The following is a 25,963-nucleotide window of genomic DNA, read 5'->3' on the forward strand; positions in this document are numbered from 1 at the left end:
CGGAGGAGAAGTCCGGCGGTCAGGAATCAGAACATCATGGACATCCACGGATAGCCAATCAGCAGGAGGGCCGCCAGGAAGATGGCACCGAAGATGGTGCCGAGGCGCCAGTAGTCTTTGGTTGGCAGGTAGCCGCTACCGTAGTAGATCGGGCTTGGGCCAGTACCGTACGGGGTGATGATCCCCATCACACCCAGCGAGGTCACCATCAGCAGAACAAACACTTCCATATTCATGCCCGGGATGGTGGAGGCGATGGTCAGCATCGCTGGCAGCAGCGCCGTAGTGTGCGCGGTGGTGCTGGCAAACAGGTAGTGCAGCAGGTAGAACGCCAGCAGCAGGACGATGGTCGCCACGCCCGGAGAGATACCGCTCATCAGCAGACCGCCTTCTTTACCCAGCCAGCTGATAAAGCCGGTAGAGGAGAGACCGTCCGCCAGCGCCACCAGGGTGGCGAACCAGACGAAGGTGTTCCACGCGGCTTTGTTACCGGTGATGTCGTTCCACTCCAGCACGCCGGTCCACAGCATCAGGCCGACGATGAGCAGGGCAGCCATAGCCGGTTCAATCCACGCGGCGGCGAAGATCCACATCAGCAGCGCGCAGCACACGAACACCAGCAGCAGAATTTCATTGCGGGACAGTTTGCCGAGTTTTTCCAGTTCGCGGGTCGCCCACAGCGGCACTTCGTTGTTGACCTTCACTTCAGGCGGGTAGAACCAGTAGGCCAGCAGCGGCATGGTCAGAATCAGCAGAATACCCAGCGGCAGGAAGGCGAGGAACCAGGTGCCCCAGGAGATATCAATCCCAACCGTACTTTTCACCAGCGCCAGGGCCAGCAGGTTTGGCGCGAGGGCGGAGAGGAACATTGAACTTGTGATACAGGCCGCGGTGATCGCCACCCACATCAGGTACGAACCAATCTTACGCGCGCTTGGGTCATTAGGTTTTGAACCGTACAGCGGCGGCAGGTTAGCGATGATCGGGTAGATGGTCCCGCCGCTGCGCGCGGTGTTGGACGGGGTGAACGGCGCCAGCAGCAGGTCAGCAAACGTAATTGCGTAACCGAGCGTCAGGCTGCGACGGCCGAGGTATTTCACCAGAATCAGCGCCAGACGGCGGCCGAAGCGGGTTTTGTCATAGCCTGCGGCGAACATAAAGGCACCGAAAATCAGCCAGACGGTAGAGTTACCAAACCCGCTCACCGCCCACTTAAAGGAGGCGCCTGCCAGCTTGAATTTCGGATCGGCCAGCTGTTCAGGGCTAAACAGCACCCACTGGCTGCACAGGGCAATGGCGACCACGCCGGTCAGACCGATCACCGCACCTGGCAGGGGTTCGAAGATCAAACCGACGATCACGCCGACAAAGATTGCGAAGTAGTGCCACGCGTAAGGAGGCAGTCCTTCCGGTACCGGAACAAACAGCAGCAGTACGGCGACGATGACGGGCAGTGCCATCATCAGCAGACGTTTTGCGTTTCCATTTGATGCCTGGTTCGCCACAGGGGGCGTTACAGCAGTTTTTGTATTCATAGTTTCACGTCTTAAGTTGTCAAAGATTCGGTCGAACTGAAAAACAAAATCACTTTCTTAAGTTTCTTTGCTTTTTTTAGTTATTAAAGGTGCAATTTTGTATTTTCAGTAATAGCAATTTAACGCTTTTGTAGATGCGCTAAATTAAAAATTGATGATGTTTTTATATTGCGCCTTTGGATGCCATAACTATTGATCGCGATCAAAAAAACAGAATTGCAGCGTTATTTTTATGCTTTTATTAATAACCACTCAGGCGTATGTGGGTATTACCTGTTTTATTGGTTTGCTTTATCATTTTCGTAACATTTATGCTTTCTTTGTTTTTTTATATTCTTGTTTTTTATGGTTTTGTATGTGATATGGAAATTGGTTTTACCAATTTTTATTTAACGAATTTTAAATTATTGTGAATGACTAAATTACATTCGCTAACACCAATGTGTTATTTGTGTTATTGCAGGGATTAAATAGTTTATTAACTAACGTAATAACTTTAGAAACTAAAAAAATCATTATATTAATATCATGACATCGGCAAATAACGACGAACAAAAAAATCACTCCGATAACGAATTCTTAATTTTTTAAAAGTTTGGAGTTTCTATTATGAGCACTAACGAACGCATTCTTAGCCCCTTCACATTACCGAATGGCACTGAACTGAAAAACCGTTTGTTAATGGCCCCTATGACCACCTGTACCGGCTATTACGACGGCACCGTTACCAGCGAACTGGTGGAGTACTATCGTGCTCGTTCCGGCAGCATCGGCACCATCATTGTGGAGTGTTGCTTCGTTGACGATCTCGGCCTCGCCTTCCCGGGCGCGATCGGGATTGATAATGACGAGAAAATTGCCGGGCTGGCGAAAATCGCGGAGGCGATTAAATCCAAAGGGTCAAAGGCCCTGCTGCAGATCTACCACGGCGGCCGCATGGTTGACCCGAAACTGATCGGTGGCCGTACGCCGGTTGGCCCAAGCGCTGTTGCCGCGCCGCGTGAGGGCGCAGCAACGCCAGTGGCGCTGACTGGCGAAGAAGTCGAAGGCATGATCGGCAAGTTTGGTGAAGCGGTGCGCCGCGCGATCCAGGCCGGCTTCGACGGCGTGGAAATCCACGGGGCGAACACCTATCTGATTCAGCAGTTCTATTCGCCAAACTCTAACCAGCGTGACGACGAGTGGGGCGGCAGCCGCGATAACCGCGCGAAGTTCCCGCTGGCGGTTCTGGATATCACCCACAAAATGGTGCGCCAGTACGCGGACGACGCCTTTATTATTGGCTATCGCTTCTCCCCTGAAGAGCTTGAAGTGCCGGGCATCCGCTTTGAAGACACCATGTACCTTCTGGAAAAACTGGCGGCGCGCGGCGTGGATTACCTGCACTTCTCCGTCGGCGCGACCCTGCGTCCTTCCATTGTCGACACCCAGGACCCGACGCCGCTTATCGAAAAATACTGCGCGATGCGTTCTGAAACGCTGGCGCAGGTTCCGGTGATGGGCGTGGGCGGCGTAGTGAATGCCGCCGATGCCAATGAAGCGCTTGAACACGGCTACGACCTGATTGCCGTTGGCCGCGCCACCATCGCTTATCCGGACTGGACAGACCGCATCGCGGCCGGCGAAAGCCTTGAGCTGTTTATGGACAGCACCCAGCGCGAGGCGCTGAACATTCCTGAACCGCTGTGGCGCTTCTCGCTGGTGGAAGCGATGATCCGCGACATGAGCATGGGCGAATCAAAATTCAAACCGGGTACCTTTGCTGAGAAAGTGCAGGATGACGCTAACGAACTGGTGATTAACGTCAGCCTGGAAACCGACCGCATTGCGGACATCGAGCTGGCCTCCGGCCCGAGCGAAGACGTTGAGTTCGTCACCAGCTTTGAAGAGATCCGTACCCGCATTCTGGATGCTAATACTCCGCACGTGGATGCCATCACCGGCGCAACCAGCCAGAGTGAAGCGGTGAAGAAAGCGGTCTCTAAAGCGATGCTGAAATCCAGCAAAGCGCTGGCCGCGGAAGAGGGCGTTGACCCGAACGAAACCCGCAGCGTGGACGTGGTGGTTGTCGGCAGCGGCGGCGCCGGGCTGGCGGCGGCGATTCAGGCTCACGACGAAGGCGCGAGCGTGCTGATCGTCGAGAAAATGCCGACCATCGGCGGGAACACCATTAAAGCCTCTGCCGGTATGAACGCTGCCGAAACCCGCTTCCAGCGCGTGAAGGGCATTCAGGACAGCAAAGAGCTGTTCTACCAGGAAAGCCTGAAAGGCGGCGGCAACAAGAACAACCCGGAACTGCTGCGCCGCTTCGTCGAGAACGCGCCGCAGGCGATTGAGTGGCTGGCAACCCGCGGCATCATGCTGAACGACATCACCACCACCGGCGGGATGAGCATTGACCGTACTCACCGTCCAAAAGACGGTTCTGCGGTGGGCGGTTACCTGATTAGCGGCCTGGTGCGTAACGTCAACAAACGCAACATCGAGGTAATGTTGGATACCTCCGTCAGCGACATTATCTTCGAAAACGGTGAAGTCACCGGCGTGCGCCTGACCACCGAAGAGAATGAAACCATCACCGTGGCAGCGAAAAGCGTGATTGTCGCCACAGGCGGCTTCAGCGCCAACAGCCAGATGGTCGTGAAATACCGTCCGGATCTGGAAGGTTTCGTCACCACCAACCACAAAGGGGCGACCGGTGGCGGTATCGCGCTACTTGAGCGCATCGGAGCTGGCACTGTCGATATGGGCGAGATTCAAATTCACCCAACCGTAGAGCAGAAAACCTCGTACCTGATTTCCGAATCCATCCGCGGGGGCGGGGCGATTCTGGTCAATCAGAAAGGGGAACGCTTCTACAACGAAATGTCGACCCGCGATAAAGTCTCGGCGTCAATCATCGCGCTGCCGGAGAAATACGCTTACATCGTCTTTGACGAGCACGTACGCGCCAAAAACAAAGCTGCGGATGAGTACATTGCCAAAGGCTTCGTGACCAGCGCCAGCTCGCCTAAAGCCCTGGCGGAAGCGCTCGGTATGGATCACCACGCTTTCCTGGCGACCCTGGAACGTTACAACGGTTTCGTTGAAAAACAGCACGATGACGACTTTGGTCGTACCACCGCGCTGCGTGCGCCCATCAATGAAGGGCCATTCTACGCCATTCAGATTGCACCGGGCGTGCACCACACCATGGGCGGCGTGACCATCAACACCGAAACCTGCGTGCTGGATAGCAACCACAACGTGCTGCCAGGCGCGTTTGCAGCCGGTGAAGTGGTCGGCGGGATCCACGGTGCTAACCGTATCGGCGGTAACGCGGTGGCAGATATCATTATTTTTGGTACCCTTGCAGGACATCAGGCGGCTCTGCGTTCGAAAAAGATGTAAGGCACCTGCTTCCCAGGCCGGATACGCGCAGCGCTATCCGGCATTTTCCCCGGCGGCGCGGTGCCAGCCGGGGGCTACAGCTGAGGACTCCTGCCATGCCTGATAGCCATCGCGTTTACAGCTACTCCGCCGTCCTGATGGGGTCTCCCATCCTCCTGAAGCTCTTCTCCCATGACGAAGCCCTCGCGTCCCGCGTGTTTCGCCTGATCAAACAGTATGAAGACCTGCTCACCGTCAACCGCGCGCACTCGCAGGTGATGGACATCAACCATGCGGCGGGCCAGCATCCGGTCACCGTCAGTCGGCCGGTGTTTGATCTGATCCGCTGTGCAAAAGCGGCAAGCCTGCTCAAGGACAGCGCCTTTAACCTGGCGATCGGTCCGCTGGTGAAGCGCTGGAAAATTGGCTTTCAGGGGGACAGCGTTCCGCCTGCCGATGAAATCGCCTCGCTGCTGGCGATTACCCGCCCCGAGGATGTCCTCCTTGATGAGGCCAGCAGCAGCGTGTTTCTGACCCGGGCGGGGATGGAGATCGATCTGGGGGCGATTGCCAAAGGCTATATCGCCGACAGGGTGCGGGATTACCTGCATAAAGAGGGCGCGGAACTGGGGCTGATTAACCTCGGCGGAAACATTCAGACCTTAGGCTCCCCGGAAGGGGGCTGGAGCGTTGGGCTGAAAAAACCGTTCGCCGGTGACGCGCTGATCGGCACTATGACCGTAGAGAACCTGTCCGTCGTCACGTCGGGAACTTACGAGCGCTACTTTGAACAAGACGGCAAACGCTATCACCACATTCTCGATCCGCGCACCGGTTACCCGCTCGATAACGAACTGGACAGCGTGACCATCATTTCAAAAGATTCCATCGACGGCGATATCTGGACCACGCTGATGTACGGCATGGGCGTGGAGAAGGGCCGCGCTGCGCTGCGCGCGCGTCCCGACATAGAAGCGATCTTTGTGACCAAAACAAAAGAAGTGGTGTTCTCTTCAGCACACCACTTCCGCTTTACCCTGCTGGATGATACCTACCGCGTTACTGACAGTATTGCTTGAGCAGGCCCGTTTGCTCCGGCTGGAGGCGGTAGCGATACACCGGACGCCCGGTGGCGCCGTAGTGAATGCTGGTGAACAGAATATTGATTTGCGCCAGCCAGATCAGATATTTGCGGCAGGACACGCGGGAAATATTGACCGCGTTTGCCAGATCGTCGGTAGAAAACTCCGTCTCCGGGTGTGCGTCAATCCACTGGCAAATCGTGCGAAGCGTTTGCGGCGTTAACCCTTTCGGCAGCTTTTTGCTGTCCGCCAGTTCCGGTGCCCCGCCGTGGATCAGCCGGTCGACGTCCGCCTGCTCGTAATACTGATGCGACCCCATCAGGCTATGCTTTGCCTTCCAGCCGTTCAGCGCCTCTTCAAAGCGCGGGAACTGGAACGGCTTGATCAAATAATCCACCACGCCGTAGTGAATGGAGGTCTGGATCGTGGCGGCGTCGGCGGCCGAGGTGATCATGATCACGTCGATTGGGCGGCCGGATGCGCGAATGACGGGCAGCAGATCCAGCCCGTTATCCTGCTGCATATAGACATCCAGCAGCACCAGATCGACAGGATGGCTGGGGTCATTAATGATGGCCTCGGCCTGGTTTAGCGTGGAGGCGACGCCACAGCAGGTAAAGCCTTCAACGCGGTTGACGTACAGACGGTTGAGGTCGGCCACCATGGCGTCATCATCGACAATTAACACATTTATCACGCGATTTTCCTCTCGCTATCCCAGGGGATGTGAACAAAAAATTGGGTAAATACGCCGGGCTCAGACTCGACGGAGATATCGCCGCCAAGGTTCTGAATCTGCTGGCGAGCAAGGAACAGCCCAACGCCGCGGTTTTCACCTTTTGTTGAGAAGCCCTTTGTAAAAATAGACTCCAGCTGAGTGGGATCAATGCCGGGGCCATCGTCGCTGACTTCACAGCTGAGCCAGCCGTTCTGATAATGCAGCAGCAGGCCGATCTCGCCCTCCTGCTGTCCTTCCATCGCGTCGAGCGCGTTTTCAATGAGGTTGCCCAGCGCGGTGATCAGCACCGCGACCTGCTCTTCACTTGCGGTATCCGGTATCTGGCTTTCATCCGCCAGCGTCAGGGTGACGCCCGCTTCTTTCGCCCGGTTGATTTTACCCAGCAGGAACCCGGCAACCACCGGGGATTTTACCTTGCTCTGTATCGTACCGATATCCGTCTGGTAATGATGTGCCGTCTGGAGAATGTACTCTTCCAGCTTGTCGTAGCGCTTAATATTCAGCAGGCCGAGTATCACATGCAGTTTATTCATAAACTCGTGGGTGTGGGCGCGCAGGGCATCGACGTAGTTAACCATGCCGTCCAGACGCTGCATCAGCTGGCTGATTTCCGTTTTATCACGAAAGGTGGTGATGGCGCCGATCACCCGATCCTGACTTTTCACGGGGACCATGTTGCACAGCAATAGCCTACCGTTGCAGCTGATCTCCTGATCCTGGCGCGCAACGCCCGTCTTCGAGACGTCACGCAGGCTGGCCAGCAGGGGCGCGCTGGCGTTTTCGGTCTGCTTGCCGGAGGGGAGAAGCAATATTTCTCTGGCGGTCTGGTTGATCATCGTCACGCGCCCGTGAATATCGACGGCCAGAACCCCTTCGCGAAGCGACTGCAGCATTGCCTGACGCTGTTCGAACAGGGCGGAAATTTCGTAAGGTTCGAGCCCGAACAGGATGCGTTTCAGTACCCGCACCAGACCCCAAATTGCCATGGAGCTCATAAAAATACTGAATAAAATGGTCCAGACGGCGTTTAGCCGCCCGCGGGCAATCTGCTCTTCAACCTTATTCAGGGAGATACCGACTACCACCACGCCGATCTGCTCGTGCTGGCCGTCGTAGACGGGCGTAAAAACGCGCAGCGCTTCGGCGAGCGCGCCCCGGTTAACCGATACGTTCTCTTTGCCTTCCAGCGCAGGGGTTAAATCATCGCCGATAAAATGCAGCCCCAGCAGCGCCTCGTTCGGGTGTGAATAGCGGATCCCGCGCATATCGGTGACCACGGTGAACAGCAGATCGTTTCGCTTCGTCACCGCCTGGGCGATAGGCTGAATAATATTCTCCTGCGGTGCCTGCATCAGGCCGCGCTGTATCTCGGGGCTGTCGGCGAGGGTGCGGGCAATGCCGAGCGCAGTGTCTTTAACATCATCGCGGGTCGCCCGAGTGATTTGTACTGAGTAGAGCGCAAAGACCACCAGCAGCACAGAGGCAATAATCGCGCATACCATCAGCGTGACCAGCGTATTGAGTTTCATGGGGCGCTTGCGCGTCGGAAGGAAAGGCTGCAAATCGCTCATCAACACTCCGCGATGATTAAGAAAGGGGGTAATTATCGCCGATGACGCGCTTTTCTTAAAGCCATGTAAAGGCGTGGATTTGGTCCTCTTTTCGTGACCCTCCTCGCAGGTCATCTATATAAAACACTTTATAGTGTATGGGTACTCATAATAAGGAGGCTGTTTATGAGCGTTATGCTTACCGGTTCGGTCAGGGAAAGACGGCACGCCAGCACGATGAATATTGATAGATTGTCCACGCTGGACATGCTGAAAGTCATTCACCAGGATGATGCACTCATTTCTGCTGCTATTACCCCCTGTTTAGATACTATTGCACGCGTGGTAGACAACGCCGCCGCGGCGCTCAGCCACGGCGGTCGCCTGGTCATCGTTGGCGCGGGGCCGTCTGGGCGCGTTGCGCAACAGGTTACCGATGAGTATGCGCCGGGCAAAACCCCGGTGATTGCCGTTACGGCACAAGAAGGGGAAGGGAGCTACGAGCGCGGCGTTGCCGATCTGCAGGCCATTAAGTTTGGTGAACACGATATGATGCTGGCCGTGACCGTCAGCGGAAAAACGCCGTGGGTCTGGGGGGCAATGCGCCATGCATGGTCGCTGGGTTCGCCGGTGGCCATCATTACCGGCGATGCGCAAAGTGAAGCCGCGCATCTGGCGAGCATGGTTATCGCTCCGGATCTGGGTGCCGATGTCGTCGCAGGCTATATCAACACCAAAGCGGGGATTGCGCAGAAAATGATCCTCTCAATGATCGCTACAGGGCTGGCCGTTCGGACCGGACGGGTTTACAGCAACCTGCGCGTGGATCTTGAGGCAAGCAACACCAAATGGGCCGAACGCCAAATCGCCATTGTGATGGAAGCGGGGGGATGCTCCCGGGCGGAGGCTAAAGCCGCGCTGGAGAGCTGTAACCATCACTGTAAAACGGCGGTATTGATGGTGCTCACAGGGCTGGATGCGTGGAAGGCCCATGAACTGCTGGCGCAGAATAACGGGTTTATTCGGGTGGCGCTGCAGGAAGCGCCATAATAAAAATGAAGAAATAAAAAAGGCCGCAATTGCGGCCTTTGGTATTTTGGGGATTAGAACTGATAAACAAGACCGACTGCTACGATGTCATCGGTGCTGATGCCATTCGCGTTGTAGAAATCGTCATCTTCATCCAGCAGGTTGATTTTGTAGTCAACATAGGTGGACATATTTTTGTTGAAATAATAGGTCGCACCCACGTCAGCATATTTCACCAGATCTTTATCACTTCCGTAGAAGGAATTCAGATCCTTACCTTTAGACATCAGGAAAGAGATCGCAGGGCGCAGGCCGAAATCAAACTGATACTGTGCTGTCACTTCAAAGTTCTGAGTTTTATTAGCAACGCCGAAGTCACCGTAAGGCGTCATATTGCGGGTTTCTGCATACATGGTTGCCAGATAGATATCGTTGGCATCGTATTTCAAGCCAACAGTCCAGACGTCAGCCTTGTCACCACCGGCTGTTGTTTTGGTAACCTGGTCGTTGGTACGGTCAGATGAAGCATATGCAGCGGCGGCGTTGAATCCCATACCGAAATCGTAGGAGGTTGAAATACCCCAACCGTCTCCGTTTTCTTTGCGGATATCACGGCCATTGTTGGTACCTTCCTGATCGTTAGAGGCGCTTTCGTTATTGCCTTGATACTGAATAGCGAAATCCAGGCCCTGAGCCAGGCCAAAGAAATCATTATTACGGTAGGTTGCAACACCGTTTGTACGGCCGGTCATAAAGTTATCGGTATAGGTATAGGAATCTCCGCCGAACTCAGGCAGCATATCGGTCCAGCCTTCAACATCGTAAACCACGCCGTAGTTACGACCGTAGTCGAATGAACCGTATTCACCAAATTTCAGACCAGCGAAGCCAAGGCGTGTCCATGACTGATTGCCTGAGTTCTCTGTTTTGTTAGCCTTAATATTATATTCCCACTGGCCATAGCCGCTCAGCAGGTCGTTGATCTGCGTTTCGCCTTTGAAGCCCAGACGAACGTAGCTTACGTCGCCATCTGAACCCGTGTCGTCAGAGAAATAATGCAGACCATCTACTTTACCGTACAGGTCGAGTTTATTGCCATTGCTGTTGTAAACTTCAGCCGCATTTGCTATGCCTGCAATTAATAATGCAGGTGCAATAATTGCCAAAACTTTTCTTTTCATTATATATTCCCTTGAAAGATAATTTATATGAATATATGTAATCACTCTCCGCAATTACAGGGTGGATACTATTCCAGGATGTGTTATTTAGTTCTAAAAACAAATGTAATTAAAACCTTTTAAATATTGCAAAATATTTCATTTGCTCTCTTTATTTTTCCCGTGAATTAGTTGCTTGAATTTATAGGGTGTAATTATTATTAAGTATTTCGAATTTCTATTTTTTAATTGGTTTAATTTGCCTGTGTTATAATTCTTTCTCTTTTAGACGACAGGACATGACGATGGAACTTGCCCGGTGGCAGCAACGATTTGAGCACTGGCTCGAGGAGAATCACAGCACCGACGATACCGCACATGATATTTCGCATTTTCGTCGGGTCTGGATGACGGCGCAAAAAATCATGGTTCACCACATGGTCGAGCCGCTGGTGATTCTGACCGCATGCTATTTTCACGATATTGTCAGCCTGCCGAAAAACCATCCTGAACGCAGCCGGTCGTCACGGCTCGCGGCGCTTAAGACGAGCGACATTCTGCGCCACGACTTCCCGGACTTTCCGCCAGAGCATATTGCCGCCGTCGGGCACGCGATTGAGGCGCACAGCTTCAGCGCCGGGATTGCGCCGCAGATCATGGAGGCCAAAATTGTGCAGGATGCAGACCGGCTGGAAGCGTTAGGCGCTATCGGCCTGGCGCGCGTTTTTGCCGTCTCGGGCGCGCTGGGCGTGTCGCTTTTTGATGCTAACGATCCCTTCGCCGATGCGCGTCCCCTCGACGACCGTGCGTTTGCCCTCGACCATTTTCAGACCAAGCTGCTGCGATTGCCTGATACAATGCAAACGGACATGGGCCGCGAACTGGCACGTCACAATGCCGATTTCCTGATCCAGTTTATGGCGAAACTCAGCGCCGAATTACACGGCGACTGCCTCGGGCTGGATAGCCAGGTGCTGAGCCGTTTCCGTCGCAGTTTGCGCAACTGAACTGTGGTAATCTGTTCCCAGTCTTTATTCTCCGGTTAAAAGAATGCAGGAAAATCGATCAGTGACAGAGCCCGCGCCCGCGCAGGCTGAGAAAACAACGGCAACGGTGCAGGCCTTACTGCGCCAGCTGTTGGATATCTATGATGCTAAAACGCTGGCCAGCCTGCTGGTGGCGCACGGCGAGAGCCACTGGAGCCCGGCGATCCTTAAACGCCTGCTGACCAGCGAGCGAGCAGGGCGTCGCCTGAGTGAAGGCGAGTATCGTTATCTGCAAAATCTGCTTCCGCGTCCTTCTGCCGCGCACCCGAACTATGCCTTCCGCTTTATCGATCTTTTTGCCGGTATCGGCGGCATCCGGCACGGTTTTGAAGCCATCGGCGGACAGTGCGTGTTTACCAGCGAGTGGAACAAACATGCCGTACGAACCTACAAAGCTAACTGGTACTGCGATCCGAACGAGCATCATTTCAACGCGGATATCCGCGATGTGACCCTGAGCCATAAAAGCGGCGTGAGCGATGAACAGGCCGCCGAGCACATTCGTCAGACGATCCCGGCGCATGACGTGCTGCTGGCAGGCTTCCCTTGTCAGCCGTTCTCGCTGGCTGGCGTCTCCAAAAAGAATGCCCTTGGACGGGCCCACGGTTTCGCGTGCGATACGCAGGGAACGCTTTTTTTTGATGTGGCGCGCATTATTGACGCCCGCCGCCCGCCCATCTTTGTGCTGGAAAACGTCAAAAATTTAAAAAGCCACGACGGCGGGAAAACCTTCCGCATTATCATGCAAACCCTGGATGAGCTGGGTTATGACGTGGCCGATTCACAGGACATGGGCGCGGACGATCCTAAAATTATTGATGGGAAACATTTCCTGCCCCAGCATCGCGAACGTATCGTGCTGGTGGGCTTCCGTCGCGATCTCAATCTGAAAGGCGATTTTACCCTGCGGGATATTCCCTCTCTGTATCCCGAGCGGCGTCCCACCGTGGCGGACCTGCTGGAACCGGTCGTCGACGCGAAATTTATCCTGACTCCGGTGCTGTGGAAATACCTCTACCGCTATGCCAAGAAGCACCAGGCGAAAGGCAACGGCTTCGGCTTTGGGATGGTAAACCCTAACGATCCGCACAGCGTCACCCGCACGCTGTCTGCTCGCTACTACAAAGACGGCGCGGAAATCCTGATCGACAGAGGCTGGGACAAAGCGCTGGGTGAAAAAGATTTCGACGATCCGCACAACCAGCGTCACCGTCCGCGACGCTTAACGCCGCGGGAATGCGCCCGGTTGATGGGTTTTGAAACGCCGCAAGGCTACGGTTTCCGCATTCCGGTTTCGGATACCCAGGCGTACCGCCAGTTTGGTAATTCGGTGGTCGTTCCCGCGTTTGCGGCGGTCGCAAAGCTGCTGGCCTCGCGCATCAGGCAGGCGGTGGCGCTCCGCCAGAGTGAGGCCGTCAATGACGGACGTTCACGATAAGGCGACGCGCAGTAAAAACATGCGTGCCATCGGCACGCGTGACACCGCGATTGAAAAGCGCCTGGCCGCGCTGCTGACGCAGGCGGGGTTTGACTTCCGCGTCCAGGATCCCGCCCTGGCGGGGCGTCCCGATTTCGTCATCGACGCCTGGCAGTGCATCATCTTTACTCACGGCTGTTTCTGGCACCATCACGACTGCTACCTGTTTAAAGTCCCCGCGACGCGCACCGATTTCTGGCTGGATAAGATTGCTAAAAACGTCGAGCGCGACGAGCGGGACCTCTCGACGCTTATTGAGCAAGGCTGGCGGGTGCTGATTGTCTGGGAGTGTGCGCTGAGAGGCAGATTAAAGCTGAATGATACCGATCTGACCGAACGGCTTGAAGAGTGGATCTGCGGCGGCGGCCAGACCGCGCAGATCGACACGCAGGGCATTCACCTGCTTACGGTTTCTCCGCCTCGCAAGGCGTGACTACCGGTTTTGCCGGCAGCAAATATTTGCCCAGCGTGACCAGCACGACGGCAAACACAATGATCCCTAATGCAATCCATTCCACTGGCGAGAGCGTTTCTCCCCCCAGACCTGTCCCGAGCAGCACGGCCACGACCGGGTTAACGTAGGCGTAGCTGGTGGCGACAGCCGGAGAGACATTGCGGATCAGGAACATATAGGCGTTAATGGCGATGACAGAGCCGAACAGCGCCAGGTAGCCTACCGCCAGCAAGCCCGACAGCGGCGGCAGGGTTGTCAGCTTTTCTCCCGTAAGCATGGAGGCGAGCAGCAGTACAATCCCGGCGGCAAGCATCTCGATTGCGCCCGCCATCATGCCGGTAGGCAGTTCGATACGCGAACCGTACACGGAACCAAACGCCCAGCTCATCGAGCCAATCAGGATGATGACTGCACCCCACGGATTCCCGCTCAGGTTACCGCCGCTATTCAGCAGAATGATGCCGGCAAGGCCAATCCCAATACCCAGCCACTCCAGCTTGCGGGTGCGGATACCAAAGAGGCGGCTGAAGCACAGGGTAAACAGCGGTACGGTGGCAACGACCACGGCGGCGATCCCGGACGGTACGTTCTGGTGCTCGGCAATCGTCACAAATCCGTTCCCCACAGCCAGCAGCAGCAGGCCGATCAGGGCGGCATTTAGCATCGGACGCAGCGGGGGAAGCTTATGCCCGCGCAGCAGCAGGAAGGCAAGCAGCAGGATGCCCGCCGAGAGAAAACGAATGCCCGCCATCATCAGCGGCGGCCAGCTTTCCACGCCGATGCGAATGACAAAGTAGGTTGACCCCCAGATGATGTACAGCGAAAAGAGTGCCCCGATGAGCGGTAGCAATTGCCGGAAACGCATAATCCCTCACGACGAAATAAAAAGTTCGCTGATAGTAAACGCGAAAACTATCTCGCTGGCGAGCCCTTTAATTGTGTGGCAGATGTGAATTTTTTGTTGACGTAAGGTGCCTGTTTCCGGGTTGGCGCTTTTGCTCCATACTATTCACTTAATTACCAAAAAATGAAGGATTAAGATTTTGGCAGGAAGTAGCTTATTAACATTGCTGGATGATATTGCCACCTTACTGGACGACATTTCAGTGATGGGGAAACTGGCGGCGAAAAAAACCGCAGGCGTGCTGGGCGATGATTTATCGTTGAACGCCCAGCAGGTGAGTGGGGTGAGGGCAAACCGTGAACTGCCGGTGGTGTGGGGCGTGGCGAAAGGCTCTTTCCTGAATAAGGTGATCCTGGTGCCGCTGGCGCTGCTGATCAGCGCCTTTATCCCCTGGGCCATCACGCCGTTGCTGATGATCGGTGGGGCATTTCTCTGCTTCGAGGGTGTGGAGAAGGTGCTCCACTCCTTTAGCGCGCGCAAGCAGAGCGATACGCCGGAGGTACGCCAGCAGCGTCTTGAAGCGCTGGCCGCGCAGGATCCGAAAACCTTCGAGCGTGATAAGGTCAAGGGCGCCATTCGGACCGACTTTATCCTGTCTGCGGAAATCGTCGCGATTACGCTGGGGATTGTCTCTGACGCGCCGCTTCTGAACCAGGTGCTGATCCTCTCCGGCATTGCGATTCTGGTCACCGTGGGCGTGTACGGTCTGGTGGGACTAATCGTCAAGCTGGACGATATTGGCTACTGGCTGGAAGAAAAGTCGAGCGCGGTAGCAAGAGGCATCGGCAAAAGCCTGCTGGTGCTGGCGCCCTGGCTGATGAAGAGTTTGTCGGTGGTGGGCACGCTGGCGATGTTCCTCGTGGGCGGCGGAATTGTGGTTCACGGTATTGCGCCCCTGCACCATGCCATCGAGCATTTCTCCTCCACGCAGGGGGCCGTTATCGCGGCGATTCTGCCCACCCTGCTGAATCTGGTGCTGGGCTTTATCATTGGCGCTATCGTCGTTGCGGCGGTGAAGCTGGTTGAGAAAATTCGCGGCACGTCGCACTAATTGTTACCCGCGGCAGGATGCAAAAAGACCATTCCTCGTCTAAATTGAAACAGTTTCACCCTGATACAGGAGGCAGGTATGGTCTTTTTGGTCAGTGATGAAGTTAAGCCTAAAAAGGGCGGCCCACGTATGATCGTCACCGGGTATTCCAGCGGAATGGTGGAATGCCGGTGGCACGATGGCTATAGCATCAAGCGGGAAGCATTTCGTGAAGATGAGCTTCAGCCGGGTGACGGGCAGCACAAGCGGGACAAGGCTTAATCACATAACGCCCGGCTTTGCCGGGCGTTTTTATCTCAAGTACTGGGTGTTAGGTAGCGATCATGGAGTGTGTGTGCAGCGCGATACCTTTGTTGTAAGACAATCTTTTTTGCAATGGCTGCATAAGCGTAGCAATCCGGGGCGGATTGTTAATCTCTGTTTTATGATCGTTCTGGTATTTTCCACTCTACTTACCTGGCGTGAGGTGGTGGTGCTGGAAGAGGCATACATCTCCAGCCAGCGCAATCATCTGGATACGGTGGCCAGTTCTCTGGACAGGCAGTTACAGAACAGCATCGACAGGCTGCTGTTATTTCGCCAGGGCATGCATGACGCAATCGAGACGCCGCTGGCCTTTGAAGTCTTACAGGATGCGGTGTCACGCTTTAATACCGTCCGCATGCTCCCCACCTGGCAGCTTGCCGTTGATAAAAAACGTACCCTTCCCATTAACGGGGTCTCGGACGCCTTTGTCGAAAAAACCACGCTTCTCAATCGGGACGCTGAACGCATAAGCCATGAAATTTCTGCCGCGCTCGAAGTGGGCTATTTGCTCAGACTGGCGTCGTCGAGAGCGCAAACGGAAGCGCGAGTGATCTACGTCTCCCGCGCCGGATTTTTCCTTTCCACGGATACGCCGGATCGGGCGGGTGATATTACTGCCCGCTATTATAATCTGGTCACGCAGTCCTGGTTTACCCAGCAGTCAGAACGTAACAACCGCGCCCGCGCCGTGCGCTGGTTTATCTCCACGCCTTCATCCTGGACCGGGGATGAACGAACGATCACCGCCAGCGTCCCCATCTATTTCGATCGTTACTGGTACGGCGTCGTGGCGATGGACTTTACATTGAGCACGATGCAGCGTCTGCTGGCCGATGCGACGGAAGATCGAACGGAGGGAGAGTATCAGCTGTACGATACCCGGCTAAATATGATCGCCACCTCAGCCCACGCGGGAAGCCCGGTTAACCATTTTGACGAACGCGAAGCGGCGCAGATTGCCCAGGCGATTGAGCATGATACCGGCGGCGGTATCCGCCTCGGGAGCCGGTTTATTACCTGGGAGCGGCTCGATCACTTCGATGGCGTCGTCCTGCGGATCCACACTCTGCATGAAGGGGTACAGGACGACTTCGGTAGCATCAGTATCGTACTGGCGCTGCTGTGGGCGCTCTTTACCGCCATGCTGTTGATCTCGTGGCTGGTGATCCGCCGGATGGTGAGTAACATGTATACGCTTCAGCACTCCCTCCAGTGGCAGGCCTGGCACGATCCGCTTACGCGACTGAATAATCGCGGCGCGCTGTTCGACCGCGCAAAAATGCTGGCAGAAACCTGTCGCCAGCAGTCGCTGCCGTTCTCGGTGATTCAGATCGATCTCGACCATTTTAAAAACATCAACGACCGCTTCGGCCATCAGGCCGGTGATAAGGTGCTCTCCCACACGGCAGGACTGATTGCCAGCGCGTTACGCAAGAATGATGTGGCAGGGCGTGTGGGCGGGGAAGAGTTTTGCGTCGTCCTGCCGGGGATTGGTCTGGAGGAGGCGAGAGGCGTCGCGGATCGCATTCGTTGCCGAATCAACAGTAAGGAGATTCTGGTGAAGAAGAGCACGACCCTGCGCATCAGCGCGTCGCTGGGGGTCAGCAGCGCGGATGAAGCGGGTAACTACGATTTTGAGCAGCTGCAGTCCGTGGCGGACGTCCGGCTCTATGAGGCCAAGCAGAGCGGGCGTAACCGGGTCATGTGGCGAAATCAGGACAGGAAGTGATCCAGCCCCTCCCGCCAGCCTGCCGGGCCGGGCTGCTGGGTGTGATAAACGCGGGCAGGGTTATCATCCCGTAGCGTGATGCCCTGGCGGTTAATCCCCTTGATGACCACCGCGAAGTCAACGCTGTCGAGCAGCGGCGCATCGTTAGGACCGTCGCCGAGCCCCAGCGTGGTGGGCTCGATCTCGTCCTGCTCGCCATACTGTTCAATCAGCCAGTTCACCGCTACGTCTTTGCCGCAGCGGGCGTCCAGAATATGCCAGAACCGCGCACCCTGCAGGCATTTCAGGCCGATATTCGCCAGTTCCTCTTCAAACTGAACCATTTTCTCGTCGGTATCGCGCCAGATGAGCGTGACGGACGCTTCATGCTTGCGGGCAAGCGACGAACGGTAGCGCGTCAGCCCGGTCCACTCGCTGATAACGTGCTCATCCACATCGTCAAAGGTGGTGAATTTAAAGCCCGTCTGCAGACGAATCTGCTCGATCCGAGGACGAATATCCCGGTGCGTCATCCCTCTGGTCTGGCGCTGAACCTTATCCCAGCGCACGTCAGGCTGAATCACCGCGCCGTTCTCGGCAATAAAAGGCAAGCCTTCAAGCCCAAGATCCTGCTGGATATCCAGCATCTCTGCCGCGGTCTTGCTGCTGCAGAGAATGACCGGAATCTGATTATCCAGCAGTTTGTCCAGCCAGGGCATGGCGGGTTGCCACTCATAGGTATGAATATCCAGCAACGAGCCGTCCAGGTCAGAAAAAATCAGCAAGTTATCCCGCAGTGAAGGCATAGTGGCTCCCGGTAACGGCTGCGTCCTTATCTAAGAAAATTCCTAAAAAATAACCGAATTGTTAACAGGAGAAATGAGAGTATTCCCTGGCAAACCCGCATTCGGCGTATGTTATTGCTCATAGCGAAAAGCATTATGTTAAAAATATTATATTCATCATAAGAATATATGCTTGTCAGACAAATTCGTTGGGGATAGTGTGGCTTGTACATCAGATTTCCTGGTGTAACGAATTTTCAAGTGCTTCTTGCATAAGCAAGTTTTGATCCCGGTCATCCCCATGACCGGGATTTTTTTCGCCCTAACGATTGGCTTCAGACACGCTAAAGTCGTGAATATCGAGCTCGAAGGCCTCCGCCAGCTCACGATAGGTGTGATAATCCCTTCCGTTGACAATGACGCGGTCCGAATTGTCGTCCGACCGGCGGACTTCTGACTCACTGATCTCATTGATGGCGGCCAGCAGGGCATCGACATCCACCTCGACTTCGCGCTTGATGGTGTCGCTGTACTCTTTATCGGTCTTCATTGCGGGACTCCTCTTTCAACCTGCAAACGTGTCCAGGGTTAAGTATAGCCTGTGTATAAAAACGCCATTCACGCCGGACGGCGATGTGTGTTTTTGCGTTTTGTTCTACACTGGCTCAAAACCAGAGGAGGAATGTATGAAGGTCAACGATCGGGTAACCGTTAAAACGGACGGTGGGCCGCGCCGCCCGGGTGTGGTGCTGGCAATTGAAGAGTTTAGTGAAGGGACAATGTACCTGGTATCACTGGAAGACTACCCGCTCGGCATTTGGTTTTTTAACGAACTGGGGCATCCTGACGGTATCTTTGTTGAGAAAGCAGACTAACATGGCGTCGGGGAGCACATCGCGGCCCGACATCCTCTGCAGAAGCAAAAATCTCTGGCCAGGCCAGAGATCAAAGGTAGGGTGCACAGGGTCTTAAGCGACTAACGCATGTTAACGAAAATCCCGTTCGTCACATTATCGGTCAGGCGTACCACATGGTAGATCACTTGCTTATTATGCGTTTTAATTTTCCGTTTAATATTTCCTTTGTGTGACGAAACGGTTTTCGCTTTAATATTCATCTGGTCGGAGATCTGAATAGTTCCTTGTCCCGCCATCCACATTCGCAGCATACTTGATTCAGTCCTGCTTAATGATAGGGTGGGTAAGTTAACCGCTCCTACATTTTTAACTTCTTTATTCAAATAATCACCCAAAATGTCATCCAGCGACTCGGGTTTAATCGATTTAGAACTGATCAATAAATTTTTACGGACCAACAAATACTCATCGAAATGGATATTCGCGATCGCCATAAAAACAATAAACAGGGTTTTTGGATGCTGATTAATGATTTGCTTAATGTGCTGACTGTTGGCTGGATCGTGAATGAAACAGTCCTCATTAATAAACACCACGCCTGGTTTTAGTTCGTCACAAGCGGCTGCGAGTTCGTCAACGGTGTGTGCATCGTTGATGTCTCTCTTTCTTACCCCTCTGCTTGCCAGGTACCCGGTTAACCCTAGCCGGGTGTAGCTGCATAAATCCATAATGATCGTTGACATGGCATACCCTCACTCAATGCGTAACGATAATTCACCATCTGCCTGAGAGCTCAAAACAGCCATACGGGATGGAAAAAAATAATAAACCTGTGAGCATGACAAAGACTTTCAGGCGGACTCACTATCCCGTAAAGTTACGTATAATTTGCCAGGAATCTTCTTAAAGTAAAGTAAATATTAAGTATTGTGAGGTGGTTAGAAACAATTAAACCGCGTCAGATATATCCTGGAAGATGTTTTTCGCATTTTATTTTAGGAATATCCTCAGAAAGACAATAGCAACAGTGAGGGATATTATTTACGTGGCAGCTCGCTGACAATATCCGCTAACAGGTTGAATATCTCGCCGAATAAATGTTCACAGAAGGGAGCGATCAGTGGCATCAGTAATGACATTAATAAAATTCCGACCGTCAGCGTCAGCGGAAAACCAATGACAAACACCGAAAGCTGCGGCGCCATTCGGTTGAGTAAACCTAAAGCCAGGTTGACGGTCAGCAGCAGGGTGATGATAGGTAACGCCAGCATCAGCCCGTTCAGGAAGATCAGCCCCGCCGCTCGGGTGAGCGCCAGGAAAGCGTTGCTGTTCACCGGGTTTTCGCCAATCGGCAGGGTATGGAACGTGTCCACCAGCATGGAGATTAGCCACAGATGGCCGTTGAACGACAGGAACAGCAGCATGGCGAGCAGATCGATAATGCGCGCCAGCACGGGCATGTTGAGATGACTGCCGGGATCGACAAACGTGGCAAAAGATAACCCCATCTGCAGGCCAATCAGTTCCCCCGCGGTACGCACGGCGGCAAAGGCCAGCTGCATGGTAAAGCCGACGGCGACGCCAATCATAACCTGCTGCAAGGCCACCCACACCGCGTTCGCCGAGAAGATCGGAATATCCACGGGGGGCAGAGAGGGCGCGACGATAATGGAGATAATAATCCCCAGTCCCACCTTGACGCGTTTGGGTATCGATTTCTCGCTGAGAATGGGGGCGGTGGAGATCAGCGCCATGATGCGCAGCATCGGCCAGAAGTAGACGCCGAGCCACTGAACCCACTGGTCGCTGGTGAAGTGCAGCATCGTCAGGTCAGCCGATGATATACGGCAGGTTGGTAAACAGGTTGCGCATATAGTCCAGCAACAGGTTCAGCATCCACGGCCCGGCTACGATGATCGCCACGAACACGGCGATGATTTTCGGGATGAATGACAGCGTCATTTCGTTTATCTGGGTGGCGGCCTGCAGAATACTGATAATCAGACCGGTAACCAGCGCGACAAGCAGCAGCGGCGCGGCAACGGCAATCGCGATTTTCATCGCCTCCGTGCCCATCATCATGACCGATTCGGGTGTCATTGCCGTTCCTTAACTGTAGAAACTCTGCGCCAGCGAGCTGACCAGCAGCTGCCAGCCGTCGACCAGTACAAAGAGCATGATCTTAAAGGGCAGGGCAATGGTCGCGGGCGGCACCATCATCATCCCGAGCGCCATCAGGACGCTGGCGATCACCAGATCGATAATCAGGAACGGAATAAAAATGGTAAAGCCAATCTGGAACGCGGTTTTCAGCTCGCTGGTAACATAGGCGGGCAGCAGAATACGCATTGGCACCGCTTCCGGTCCCTGCAGCTCGCCGGTGTTGGACAGGCGGGCGAAAAGGGCCAGGTCGGCTTCGCGCGTCTGGCGCAGCATAAATTCCCGCAGCGGCTGTGCGCCTTTGTCGAGCGCCTCCTGCATGGAGATTTTGTCTTCGCTGAACGGCTGATAGGCGTCGGTATAAATCTTATCGATCACCGGTGACATAATGAAAAAGGTCAAAAACAGCGCCAGCCCGAGCAGAACCTGGTTTGGCGGAGCGGAAGGGGTGCCCAGCGCGTTTCGCAGCAGACCGAAAACGATGATGATGCGGGTGAAGCTGGTCATCATCAGCAGGATGGCCGGAATAAACGTCAGCGAGGTGATGAACACCAGCGTCTGAACGGGAAGTGACCAGCTTTGCCCACCACCCGCGAGAGGGGTTGAGACCAGACCGGGCAGCTGTGCATAGACCGCGGGAGCAAACAGGGCAACGCCCGCAAGCGTCAGGGATAACAAACGGCGCATCAGGATCTCCCGGAACGCTTAAGCAAACTCTTCATGACGGACTGAAAATCCGCAGGGGCCTCTGCGCGCTCGTCCACCACAACAGGAGCGGGCGGCAGCTTGTGTAATACGCTGATGTTTGAGGCCGTTACGCCCAGAACCAGACGCGCATCGTCCACCTCGACGATGACCACGCGTTCGCGTGGACCCAGGGTGGTGCTGGCGCTAACCTTCAGGCCGCGGGCACCGGCGGTTTTACCCGCCAGGCCAAAGCGTTTTGCCAGCCAGGCGGCGATAAGAATAAAGGCAATAATACCGAACAACGCCCCGCTCACCTGGAGCAGAGGTGAGCCGGGAACGGCAGAAGGCTGTGATATTGTTGCCTGGGTTTTCATGCTTAACGGCTCAGACGACGCATACGTTCAGACGGGGTAATGATGTCGGTGATGCGTACGCCGTATTTATCGGCAACCACTACGACTTCACCCTGGGCAATCAGATAGCCGTTGATCAGGATATCCAGCGGCTCACCGGCCAGACCGTCAAGGGCCACCACGGAACCCTGCGTCAGGCGCAGCAGCTCTTTAATGGTCATACGGGTGCGTCCCAGCTCAACGGTCAGCTTAACCGGGATATCCATGATCAGGTCGATGTCCTGCAGCGTGCCGCTGACGTCACCGCCGCCGAGCTGCTGGAATACGGCATCCGCTGCGCTTTTGGCCGGGGTCGCTTTTTGCTCGTTTAACGCGTCAGCCCACAGATCGTCCAGTGCTCCGCTGTTTTCATCGGACGGATTGTTCATGTCACTCATTTGGGCTGTTCCTCATTCAGCGAATTCAAAATCGGGTTGATCAAGTGCTCAACGCGTAACGCATACTGACCGTTAATCGTGCCGTACTGGCTTGTCAGCACGGGGACACCATCCACATGGGCAATAATGCGGTCGGGTTTTTCTATCGGCAAAACATCGCCGGGTTGTAATTTCAGGATCTGAGATAACCGCAGCGGGATATCGGCGAAGCTCGCCACCAGTTCAAGCTGCGAATGCTGGACCTGGCGGACCAGGTTTTCACGCCAGTTCTGGTCTTCGTTGCGGGAGTTCTCCAGCGGCGGGTTAACCAGCAGCTCGCGCAGCGGTTCGATCATGCTGAACGGCAGGCAGATGTTGAACTCGCCGGTCAGGTTACCGATCTCCACGTGGAACGGCGTGTTAACGACGATATCGTTCGGGGAGGTGGTGATATTGGTAAATTTCACCTGCATCTCAGAACGGACGTACTCCACTTCCAGCGGGTTAATCGCTTTCCACGCGTCGCTGTATGATTCCAGCGCCAGCTTCAGCATGCGGTTAATGACGCGCTGTTCGGTGTGGGTGAATTCACGACCTTCTACTTTGGTTGGGAAACGCCCGTCGCCGCCGAACAGGTTATCCACCGCAATGAACACCAGGCTTGGCGAAAACACCACCAGACCGGTGCCGCGCAGCGGCTTCAGATGAATCAGGTTAAGGTTGGTTGGCACCGGCAGGTTGCGGGCAAACTCATGGTACGGCTGAATGCGGATCGCACCGACCGTAATATCCGGGCTACGACGCAGCAGGTTAAACAGCCCCATACGGAACTGACGTGCAAAACGTTCGTTAATGATCTCCAGCGCCTGCAGACGTTCACGTACCACGCGACGCTGGGTATTCGGGTCATAGGGACGAATATCGCTATCGCCGCCAATGCCCGGTTGCGGATCATCACTTTTATCGCTGTCGCCGTTGAGCAGCGCATCGATTTCTGCCTGAGAAAGAATACTGTCGCCCATGTCGTTACCGCAGAATGAATGCTGTATACAGAACGTCAGTGACTTCCTGCTTAGGTTGGCCGTTTACCAGCGGGGTCGCCAGCGTTTGTTTAATAGCGTCGACCAGCTTTTGCTTACCCACATCGGTGGCCAGCGCTGAAGCGTCCTGACGAGAGAACAGCAGCAACAGACGACTACGCACTTCAGGAAGGTAATCGTTCAGACGTGAACGGGTGGCTTCATCTTTCAGGCGCAGCGTAATGCCAACGTAAAGCACACGATCCGCATCACCGAGATTGACGGTGAAGGTATCCAGCGGGAAGAACACTGGAGCCGGCGGAGGAGGTGCTTCAGCTTTGGCCGCAGCGGTGGTCGGTTCCTGCTGCATACGCCAGTAACTATAGCCCGCGGTAGCGCAGGCGGCGAGCGTGATCAACACCAGCAGCGGGATCCAGATGGAACGCTTACTTTTTTTGGTGATAGCGGAGTCAGTCATCTGATACGAGCTTCCTGTTTCGGTACAGCTTAATAAGGTGATTATCCCGTGTCCTGCTGTCGTCAAAGCGTGGAAAAGACGGGGATAATCACGCTACCTCTGGCGTTTAGGCGAAGATGTCTACGGCACTGTTACCGCGCGCTGCGGACTGCAGGGCGGAAGGAACAGGCAGCAACTCATCGCTTTCTTCATTAAAACCGCCGGTGTTGCCGGAACGCGAAGCCTGGTGCTGCTGCTGGGATGAGGACTGCTGCTGCCCGGCGAAGCTCTCGCTGCTGACGCTACTCTGTGCAAGCTGAATGCCGTTTTCCGCCAGTGAGGTCCGCAGTACCGGCAGCGCGGCTTCCAGCGCTGCACGAACATGGCTGTGCGCAGAGACCATCTGCAGCTGGGCCTGGTTGTCATCCAGCTTAAGCGAAATTTGCACCTGACCCAGATCTTCCGGGTGCAGGCGCAGCTCTGCCGTCTGCTGGCCCTGCTTAGTGAACAGGGTGATGTGCTGGCTCAGAGACTGCTGCCACTCGTGGGTTCCCAGAGGCTGGCTTAACACCGGCGCGGTGGCAACGGTAGCGGCCGTCTGGCTGGTCGCATGGCTGGACATAATCGGTGCCAGGGTGGCCGTTGGTGATGATGAGGAGGACGAACTGGCGAGCTCCTGCTTCTCTGCTGCCGCGGCCACGGCCGGTGTAGCAGGCACGTTGCCCGACAGAGCGGGTTCGTTGGTTTTCGCCTGGCTCTGATAAGGCGTAGAACTCTGCGCTTTATCGTGGCTTCCCGCGGACGCGTTCAGGGACGGCTGGCCCACGCCGTTTTGCGAAAGCGTCGCGGAACTCAGCGTTGAGGTGGCGGAAACGCCCTCACTGCCTGCCGCGCGAGAGGCTGTAGTTTGCTGGTGAGGCAGCATCGCCATCAGCGCGCTTAATCCGGCCAGTTCTTCTTCGCTAAGCTCGCTTTTACCGTCATCTTTGCTGTTCGCGGCATTGATCGTCTTCAGCGCGTCGCCCTTAGACAGCGGCACCAGCCCGGAAACCAGCGTATCAAGCGACGTGACGGGCGACGTTTCATCGCCATTCAGCGCCGTCTGGCGCGAGAGCAGGTCGGCAATTTTGGCCTGCAGGGTGGTATCACCTTTTGCGTCCTGGGCCACTTTTGACAGTTTACTGCCGGCGGCTTTCAGGTCAGCCAGGGTCAGCGGCGCATCTTTGCCCTTGCCCGTTGCGTCCGACAGGGCGCCCGCCAGCAGAGAGAGAAAGTCCTGAGCACCGTCGGTGCCTTTCCCTGTTTGCGTGCCGCCTGACAGGTCGCTGTCGCTCATCAGCAGTTGTTGCAGTGTGATCATTCCGGTTTCCTCATTGATGCGCGCTGGGCAAACTCATCCATTTTCTTCTGATCCAGACGGTTTTCCGCCAGGGTCGTTGCCGCGATCTGTCGGTCCTGTAAAGTCTGCCAGGCCTGCAGCCGCTGCTTCTTCTCGCGCCAGAAATTCAGCGCGGTATCGACTTTCTGGGTCCACTGGTTAAGCTGCTGGCGATGCTGATCTATCGCCTTCTCCAGCGTCTGGATAAACTGCTGATAGTTAATCCAGCGCTGGCTTCCAATGCCCTGTGTCATATCGGTATTGAGGTTGGTGCGATATTCATGCTGATAGTCGATTAACATCTTCAACTGTTCTTCAGCCTGCTGGCACCCGCGTCGCATTGCGCCAAGCTGCAATGCGGCATCATCAACTTCTTTCTCAGCCAGATCTTTCAGCGTTGATAACGCGCTGTTTTGCGCCATGACCTTCGCCCTCCACCTG

26 protein-coding genes and 1 pseudogene are annotated in these 25,963 nt (G+C 55.1%); 10 read left to right on the top strand and 17 right to left on the bottom strand.

Annotation, left to right across the window (positions count from 1 at the left end; translation table 11 throughout):
* Positions 1 to 26: 26 nt before the first annotated feature.
* Positions 27 to 1,535 carry an anion permease gene (locus AC4IBF_RS07850; protein ID WP_023325580.1) on the bottom strand — a complete coding sequence of 503 codons (1,509 nt, stop codon included), beginning with the start codon at positions 1,533 to 1,535 and terminating at the stop codon, positions 27 to 29.
* A gap of 609 nt (positions 1,536 to 2,144) precedes the next feature.
* Here AC4IBF_RS07850 and AC4IBF_RS07855 point away from each other — a divergent pair.
* Positions 2,145 to 4,925 carry a flavocytochrome c gene (locus tag AC4IBF_RS07855; protein WP_143345278.1) on the top strand — a complete coding sequence of 927 codons (2,781 nt, stop codon included), beginning with the start codon at positions 2,145 to 2,147 and terminating at the stop codon, positions 4,923 to 4,925.
* Between the two features lie 95 nt (positions 4,926 to 5,020).
* A complete protein-coding gene (locus AC4IBF_RS07860; RefSeq protein ID WP_136195814.1) occupies positions 5,021 to 5,983 on the top strand; it encodes an FAD:protein FMN transferase in 963 nt (320 codons plus the stop codon).
* Here the strand turns inward: AC4IBF_RS07860 and dcuR are convergent.
* Positions 5,964 to 6,683, bottom strand: coding sequence for a two-component system response regulator DcuR (dcuR, locus tag AC4IBF_RS07865; protein WP_045908149.1), 720 nt, complete (start codon positions 6,681 to 6,683; stop codon positions 5,964 to 5,966). The genes AC4IBF_RS07860 and dcuR overlap by 20 nt on opposite strands.
* Positions 6,680 to 8,296, bottom strand: coding sequence for a sensor histidine kinase (locus AC4IBF_RS07870; RefSeq protein ID WP_115875739.1), 1,617 nt, complete (start codon positions 8,294 to 8,296; stop codon positions 6,680 to 6,682). Before AC4IBF_RS07870 ends, dcuR begins: the two co-directional genes overlap by 4 nt.
* Before the next feature lie 165 nt (positions 8,297 to 8,461).
* Between AC4IBF_RS07870 and AC4IBF_RS07875 the strand changes: the two genes are divergently transcribed.
* The gene (locus AC4IBF_RS07875) at positions 8,462 to 9,325 is read left to right on the top strand and encodes an N-acetylmuramic acid 6-phosphate etherase (RefSeq protein WP_136195812.1); all 864 of its coding nucleotides are present in this window, start codon (positions 8,462 to 8,464) and stop codon (positions 9,323 to 9,325) included.
* Positions 9,326 to 9,378: 53 nt separating this feature from the next.
* Here AC4IBF_RS07875 and ompC read toward each other — a convergent pair whose 3' ends face one another.
* Positions 9,379 to 10,485, bottom strand: a complete 1,107-nt coding sequence (gene ompC, locus AC4IBF_RS07880) for a porin OmpC (RefSeq protein ID WP_136195811.1) — start codon at positions 10,483 to 10,485, stop codon at positions 9,379 to 9,381.
* 284 nt (positions 10,486 to 10,769) lie between these two features.
* On the opposite strand from ompC, the gene AC4IBF_RS07885 reads away from it, so the two are divergent.
* The 3 genes from AC4IBF_RS07885 to AC4IBF_RS07895 all read left to right on the top strand — a co-directional run bounded on the left by AC4IBF_RS07885 (position 10,770) and on the right by AC4IBF_RS07895 (position 13,420).
* The gene (locus tag AC4IBF_RS07885) at positions 10,770 to 11,471 is read left to right on the top strand and encodes a phosphohydrolase (RefSeq protein ID WP_133294730.1); all 702 of its coding nucleotides are present in this window, start codon (positions 10,770 to 10,772) and stop codon (positions 11,469 to 11,471) included.
* Between the two features lie 61 nt (positions 11,472 to 11,532).
* Entirely contained in the window at positions 11,533 to 12,948 is a 1,416-nt protein-coding gene (locus AC4IBF_RS07890; protein WP_136195809.1) for a DNA cytosine methyltransferase, read from the top strand.
* Positions 12,929 to 13,420, top strand: coding sequence for a very short patch repair endonuclease (locus AC4IBF_RS07895; protein WP_127731524.1), 492 nt, complete (start codon positions 12,929 to 12,931; stop codon positions 13,418 to 13,420). Before AC4IBF_RS07890 ends, AC4IBF_RS07895 begins: the two co-directional genes overlap by 20 nt.
* On the opposite strand, the gene yedA is transcribed toward AC4IBF_RS07895, so the two are convergent.
* Positions 13,392 to 14,306 carry a drug/metabolite exporter YedA gene (gene yedA / locus AC4IBF_RS07900; protein ID WP_136195807.1) on the bottom strand — a complete coding sequence of 305 codons (915 nt, stop codon included), beginning with the start codon at positions 14,304 to 14,306 and terminating at the stop codon, positions 13,392 to 13,394. The two genes, AC4IBF_RS07895 and yedA, sit on opposite strands and share 29 nt — an antisense overlap.
* Positions 14,307 to 14,484: 178 nt before the next feature.
* On the opposite strand from yedA, the gene AC4IBF_RS07905 reads away from it, so the two are divergent.
* From AC4IBF_RS07905 to dgcQ, 3 genes are all read left to right on the top strand, one after another.
* The gene (locus AC4IBF_RS07905) at positions 14,485 to 15,396 is read left to right on the top strand and encodes a DUF808 domain-containing protein (protein ID WP_008500306.1); all 912 of its coding nucleotides are present in this window, start codon (positions 14,485 to 14,487) and stop codon (positions 15,394 to 15,396) included.
* A 78-nt stretch (positions 15,397 to 15,474) separates the two neighbouring features.
* Positions 15,475 to 15,657 carry a YodC family protein gene (locus AC4IBF_RS07910; protein ID WP_008500307.1) on the top strand — a complete coding sequence of 61 codons (183 nt, stop codon included), beginning with the start codon at positions 15,475 to 15,477 and terminating at the stop codon, positions 15,655 to 15,657.
* A 73-nt stretch (positions 15,658 to 15,730) separates the two neighbouring features.
* Positions 15,731 to 17,431: a cellulose biosynthesis regulator diguanylate cyclase DgcQ gene (gene dgcQ / locus AC4IBF_RS07915; protein ID WP_143345277.1), complete on the top strand. Its 1,701-nt coding sequence runs from the start codon at positions 15,731 to 15,733 to the stop codon at positions 17,429 to 17,431.
* Here the strand turns inward: dgcQ and AC4IBF_RS07920 are convergent.
* Both AC4IBF_RS07920 and yodD read right to left on the bottom strand, forming a co-directional pair.
* Positions 17,416 to 18,216: a mannosyl-3-phosphoglycerate phosphatase-related protein gene (locus AC4IBF_RS07920; RefSeq protein WP_133294725.1), complete on the bottom strand. Its 801-nt coding sequence runs from the start codon at positions 18,214 to 18,216 to the stop codon at positions 17,416 to 17,418. The genes dgcQ and AC4IBF_RS07920 overlap by 16 nt on opposite strands.
* A gap of 301 nt (positions 18,217 to 18,517) precedes the next feature.
* Positions 18,518 to 18,745 (bottom strand): YodD family peroxide/acid resistance protein, encoded by a 228-nt coding sequence (gene yodD / locus AC4IBF_RS07925; RefSeq protein ID WP_008500310.1) that lies wholly within the window; start codon positions 18,743 to 18,745, stop codon positions 18,518 to 18,520.
* A 136-nt stretch (positions 18,746 to 18,881) separates the two neighbouring features.
* On the opposite strand from yodD, the gene dsrB reads away from it, so the two are divergent.
* Positions 18,882 to 19,070 carry a protein DsrB gene (gene dsrB, locus AC4IBF_RS07930; protein ID WP_008500312.1) on the top strand — a complete coding sequence of 63 codons (189 nt, stop codon included), beginning with the start codon at positions 18,882 to 18,884 and terminating at the stop codon, positions 19,068 to 19,070.
* Positions 19,071 to 19,171: 101 nt separating this feature from the next.
* On the opposite strand, the gene rcsA is transcribed toward dsrB, so the two are convergent.
* From rcsA to fliJ, 10 genes and pseudogenes are all read right to left on the bottom strand, one after another.
* A complete protein-coding gene (rcsA, locus tag AC4IBF_RS07935) occupies positions 19,172 to 19,795 on the bottom strand; it encodes a transcriptional regulator RcsA (RefSeq protein WP_008500313.1) in 624 nt (207 codons plus the stop codon).
* A 287-nt stretch (positions 19,796 to 20,082) separates the two neighbouring features.
* Positions 20,083 to 20,875, bottom strand: a pseudogene (gene fliR / locus AC4IBF_RS07940) (flagellar biosynthetic protein FliR); the annotation flags it as partial.
* 7 nt (positions 20,876 to 20,882) lie between these two features.
* Complete coding sequence (fliQ, locus tag AC4IBF_RS07945) at positions 20,883 to 21,152, bottom strand: flagellar biosynthesis protein FliQ (RefSeq protein ID WP_008500315.1); 270 nt, start codon at positions 21,150 to 21,152, stop codon at positions 20,883 to 20,885.
* 9 nt (positions 21,153 to 21,161) lie between these two features.
* Positions 21,162 to 21,899: a flagellar type III secretion system pore protein FliP gene (gene fliP / locus AC4IBF_RS07950; protein WP_023619313.1), complete on the bottom strand. Its 738-nt coding sequence runs from the start codon at positions 21,897 to 21,899 to the stop codon at positions 21,162 to 21,164.
* Positions 21,899 to 22,273, bottom strand: coding sequence for a flagellar biosynthetic protein FliO (fliO, locus tag AC4IBF_RS07955; protein ID WP_032658659.1), 375 nt, complete (start codon positions 22,271 to 22,273; stop codon positions 21,899 to 21,901). The genes fliP and fliO overlap by 1 nt, the downstream gene beginning before the upstream one ends.
* A gap of 2 nt (positions 22,274 to 22,275) precedes the next feature.
* Positions 22,276 to 22,689 carry a flagellar motor switch protein FliN gene (gene fliN / locus AC4IBF_RS07960; protein ID WP_008500318.1) on the bottom strand — a complete coding sequence of 138 codons (414 nt, stop codon included), beginning with the start codon at positions 22,687 to 22,689 and terminating at the stop codon, positions 22,276 to 22,278.
* The gene (gene fliM, locus AC4IBF_RS07965; RefSeq protein WP_008500320.1) at positions 22,686 to 23,690 is read right to left on the bottom strand and encodes a flagellar motor switch protein FliM; all 1,005 of its coding nucleotides are present in this window, start codon (positions 23,688 to 23,690) and stop codon (positions 22,686 to 22,688) included. Before fliM ends, fliN begins: the two co-directional genes overlap by 4 nt.
* Positions 23,691 to 23,694: 4 nt before the next feature.
* A complete protein-coding gene (fliL, locus tag AC4IBF_RS07970) occupies positions 23,695 to 24,165 on the bottom strand; it encodes a flagellar basal body-associated protein FliL (protein WP_023312306.1) in 471 nt (156 codons plus the stop codon).
* A 106-nt stretch (positions 24,166 to 24,271) separates the two neighbouring features.
* Complete coding sequence (fliK, locus tag AC4IBF_RS07975; protein WP_133294724.1) at positions 24,272 to 25,504, bottom strand: flagellar hook length control protein FliK; 1,233 nt, start codon at positions 25,502 to 25,504, stop codon at positions 24,272 to 24,274.
* The gene (gene fliJ / locus AC4IBF_RS07980) at positions 25,501 to 25,944 is read right to left on the bottom strand and encodes a flagellar export protein FliJ (RefSeq protein ID WP_023312304.1); all 444 of its coding nucleotides are present in this window, start codon (positions 25,942 to 25,944) and stop codon (positions 25,501 to 25,503) included. Before fliJ ends, fliK begins: the two co-directional genes overlap by 4 nt.
* Positions 25,945 to 25,963 lie beyond the last annotated feature (19 nt).

Source organism: Enterobacter sp. Taxon_8 (genome assembly GCF_058354585.1).

What these genes read in the sequence shown, in the direction of transcription:
- AC4IBF_RS07875 (WP_136195812.1), top strand. Translation starts at nt 8,462, where the DNA reads ATGAGCGTTATGCTTACCGGTTCGGTCAGGGAAAGACGGCACGCCAGC.
- fliO (WP_032658659.1), bottom strand. Translation starts at nt 22,273, where the DNA reads ATGAAAACCCAGGCAACAATATCACAGCCTTCTGCCGTTCCCGGCTCA.
- rcsA (WP_008500313.1), bottom strand. Translation starts at nt 19,795, where the DNA reads ATGTCAACGATCATTATGGATTTATGCAGCTACACCCGGCTAGGGTTA.
- fliP (WP_023619313.1), bottom strand. Translation starts at nt 21,899, where the DNA reads ATGCGCCGTTTGTTATCCCTGACGCTTGCGGGCGTTGCCCTGTTTGCT.
- AC4IBF_RS07860 (WP_136195814.1), top strand. Translation starts at nt 5,021, where the DNA reads ATGCCTGATAGCCATCGCGTTTACAGCTACTCCGCCGTCCTGATGGGG.
- AC4IBF_RS07885 (WP_133294730.1), top strand. Translation starts at nt 10,770, where the DNA reads ATGGAACTTGCCCGGTGGCAGCAACGATTTGAGCACTGGCTCGAGGAG.
- AC4IBF_RS07850 (WP_023325580.1), bottom strand. Translation starts at nt 1,535, where the DNA reads ATGAATACAAAAACTGCTGTAACGCCCCCTGTGGCGAACCAGGCATCA.
- fliL (WP_023312306.1), bottom strand. Translation starts at nt 24,165, where the DNA reads ATGACTGACTCCGCTATCACCAAAAAAAGTAAGCGTTCCATCTGGATC.
- fliN (WP_008500318.1), bottom strand. Translation starts at nt 22,689, where the DNA reads ATGAGTGACATGAACAATCCGTCCGATGAAAACAGCGGAGCACTGGAC.
- AC4IBF_RS07895 (WP_127731524.1), top strand. Translation starts at nt 12,929, where the DNA reads ATGACGGACGTTCACGATAAGGCGACGCGCAGTAAAAACATGCGTGCC.
- ompC (WP_136195811.1), bottom strand. Translation starts at nt 10,485, where the DNA reads ATGAAAAGAAAAGTTTTGGCAATTATTGCACCTGCATTATTAATTGCA.
- AC4IBF_RS07855 (WP_143345278.1), top strand. Translation starts at nt 2,145, where the DNA reads ATGAGCACTAACGAACGCATTCTTAGCCCCTTCACATTACCGAATGGC.
- AC4IBF_RS07910 (WP_008500307.1), top strand. Translation starts at nt 15,475, where the DNA reads ATGGTCTTTTTGGTCAGTGATGAAGTTAAGCCTAAAAAGGGCGGCCCA.
- fliK (WP_133294724.1), bottom strand. Translation starts at nt 25,504, where the DNA reads ATGATCACACTGCAACAACTGCTGATGAGCGACAGCGACCTGTCAGGC.
- AC4IBF_RS07870 (WP_115875739.1), bottom strand. Translation starts at nt 8,296, where the DNA reads ATGAGCGATTTGCAGCCTTTCCTTCCGACGCGCAAGCGCCCCATGAAA.
- dsrB (WP_008500312.1), top strand. Translation starts at nt 18,882, where the DNA reads ATGAAGGTCAACGATCGGGTAACCGTTAAAACGGACGGTGGGCCGCGC.
- fliM (WP_008500320.1), bottom strand. Translation starts at nt 23,690, where the DNA reads ATGGGCGACAGTATTCTTTCTCAGGCAGAAATCGATGCGCTGCTCAAC.
- yedA (WP_136195807.1), bottom strand. Translation starts at nt 14,306, where the DNA reads ATGCGTTTCCGGCAATTGCTACCGCTCATCGGGGCACTCTTTTCGCTG.
- yodD (WP_008500310.1), bottom strand. Translation starts at nt 18,745, where the DNA reads ATGAAGACCGATAAAGAGTACAGCGACACCATCAAGCGCGAAGTCGAG.
- AC4IBF_RS07920 (WP_133294725.1), bottom strand. Translation starts at nt 18,216, where the DNA reads ATGCCTTCACTGCGGGATAACTTGCTGATTTTTTCTGACCTGGACGGC.
- fliQ (WP_008500315.1), bottom strand. Translation starts at nt 21,152, where the DNA reads ATGACACCCGAATCGGTCATGATGATGGGCACGGAGGCGATGAAAATC.
- fliJ (WP_023312304.1), bottom strand. Translation starts at nt 25,944, where the DNA reads ATGGCGCAAAACAGCGCGTTATCAACGCTGAAAGATCTGGCTGAGAAA.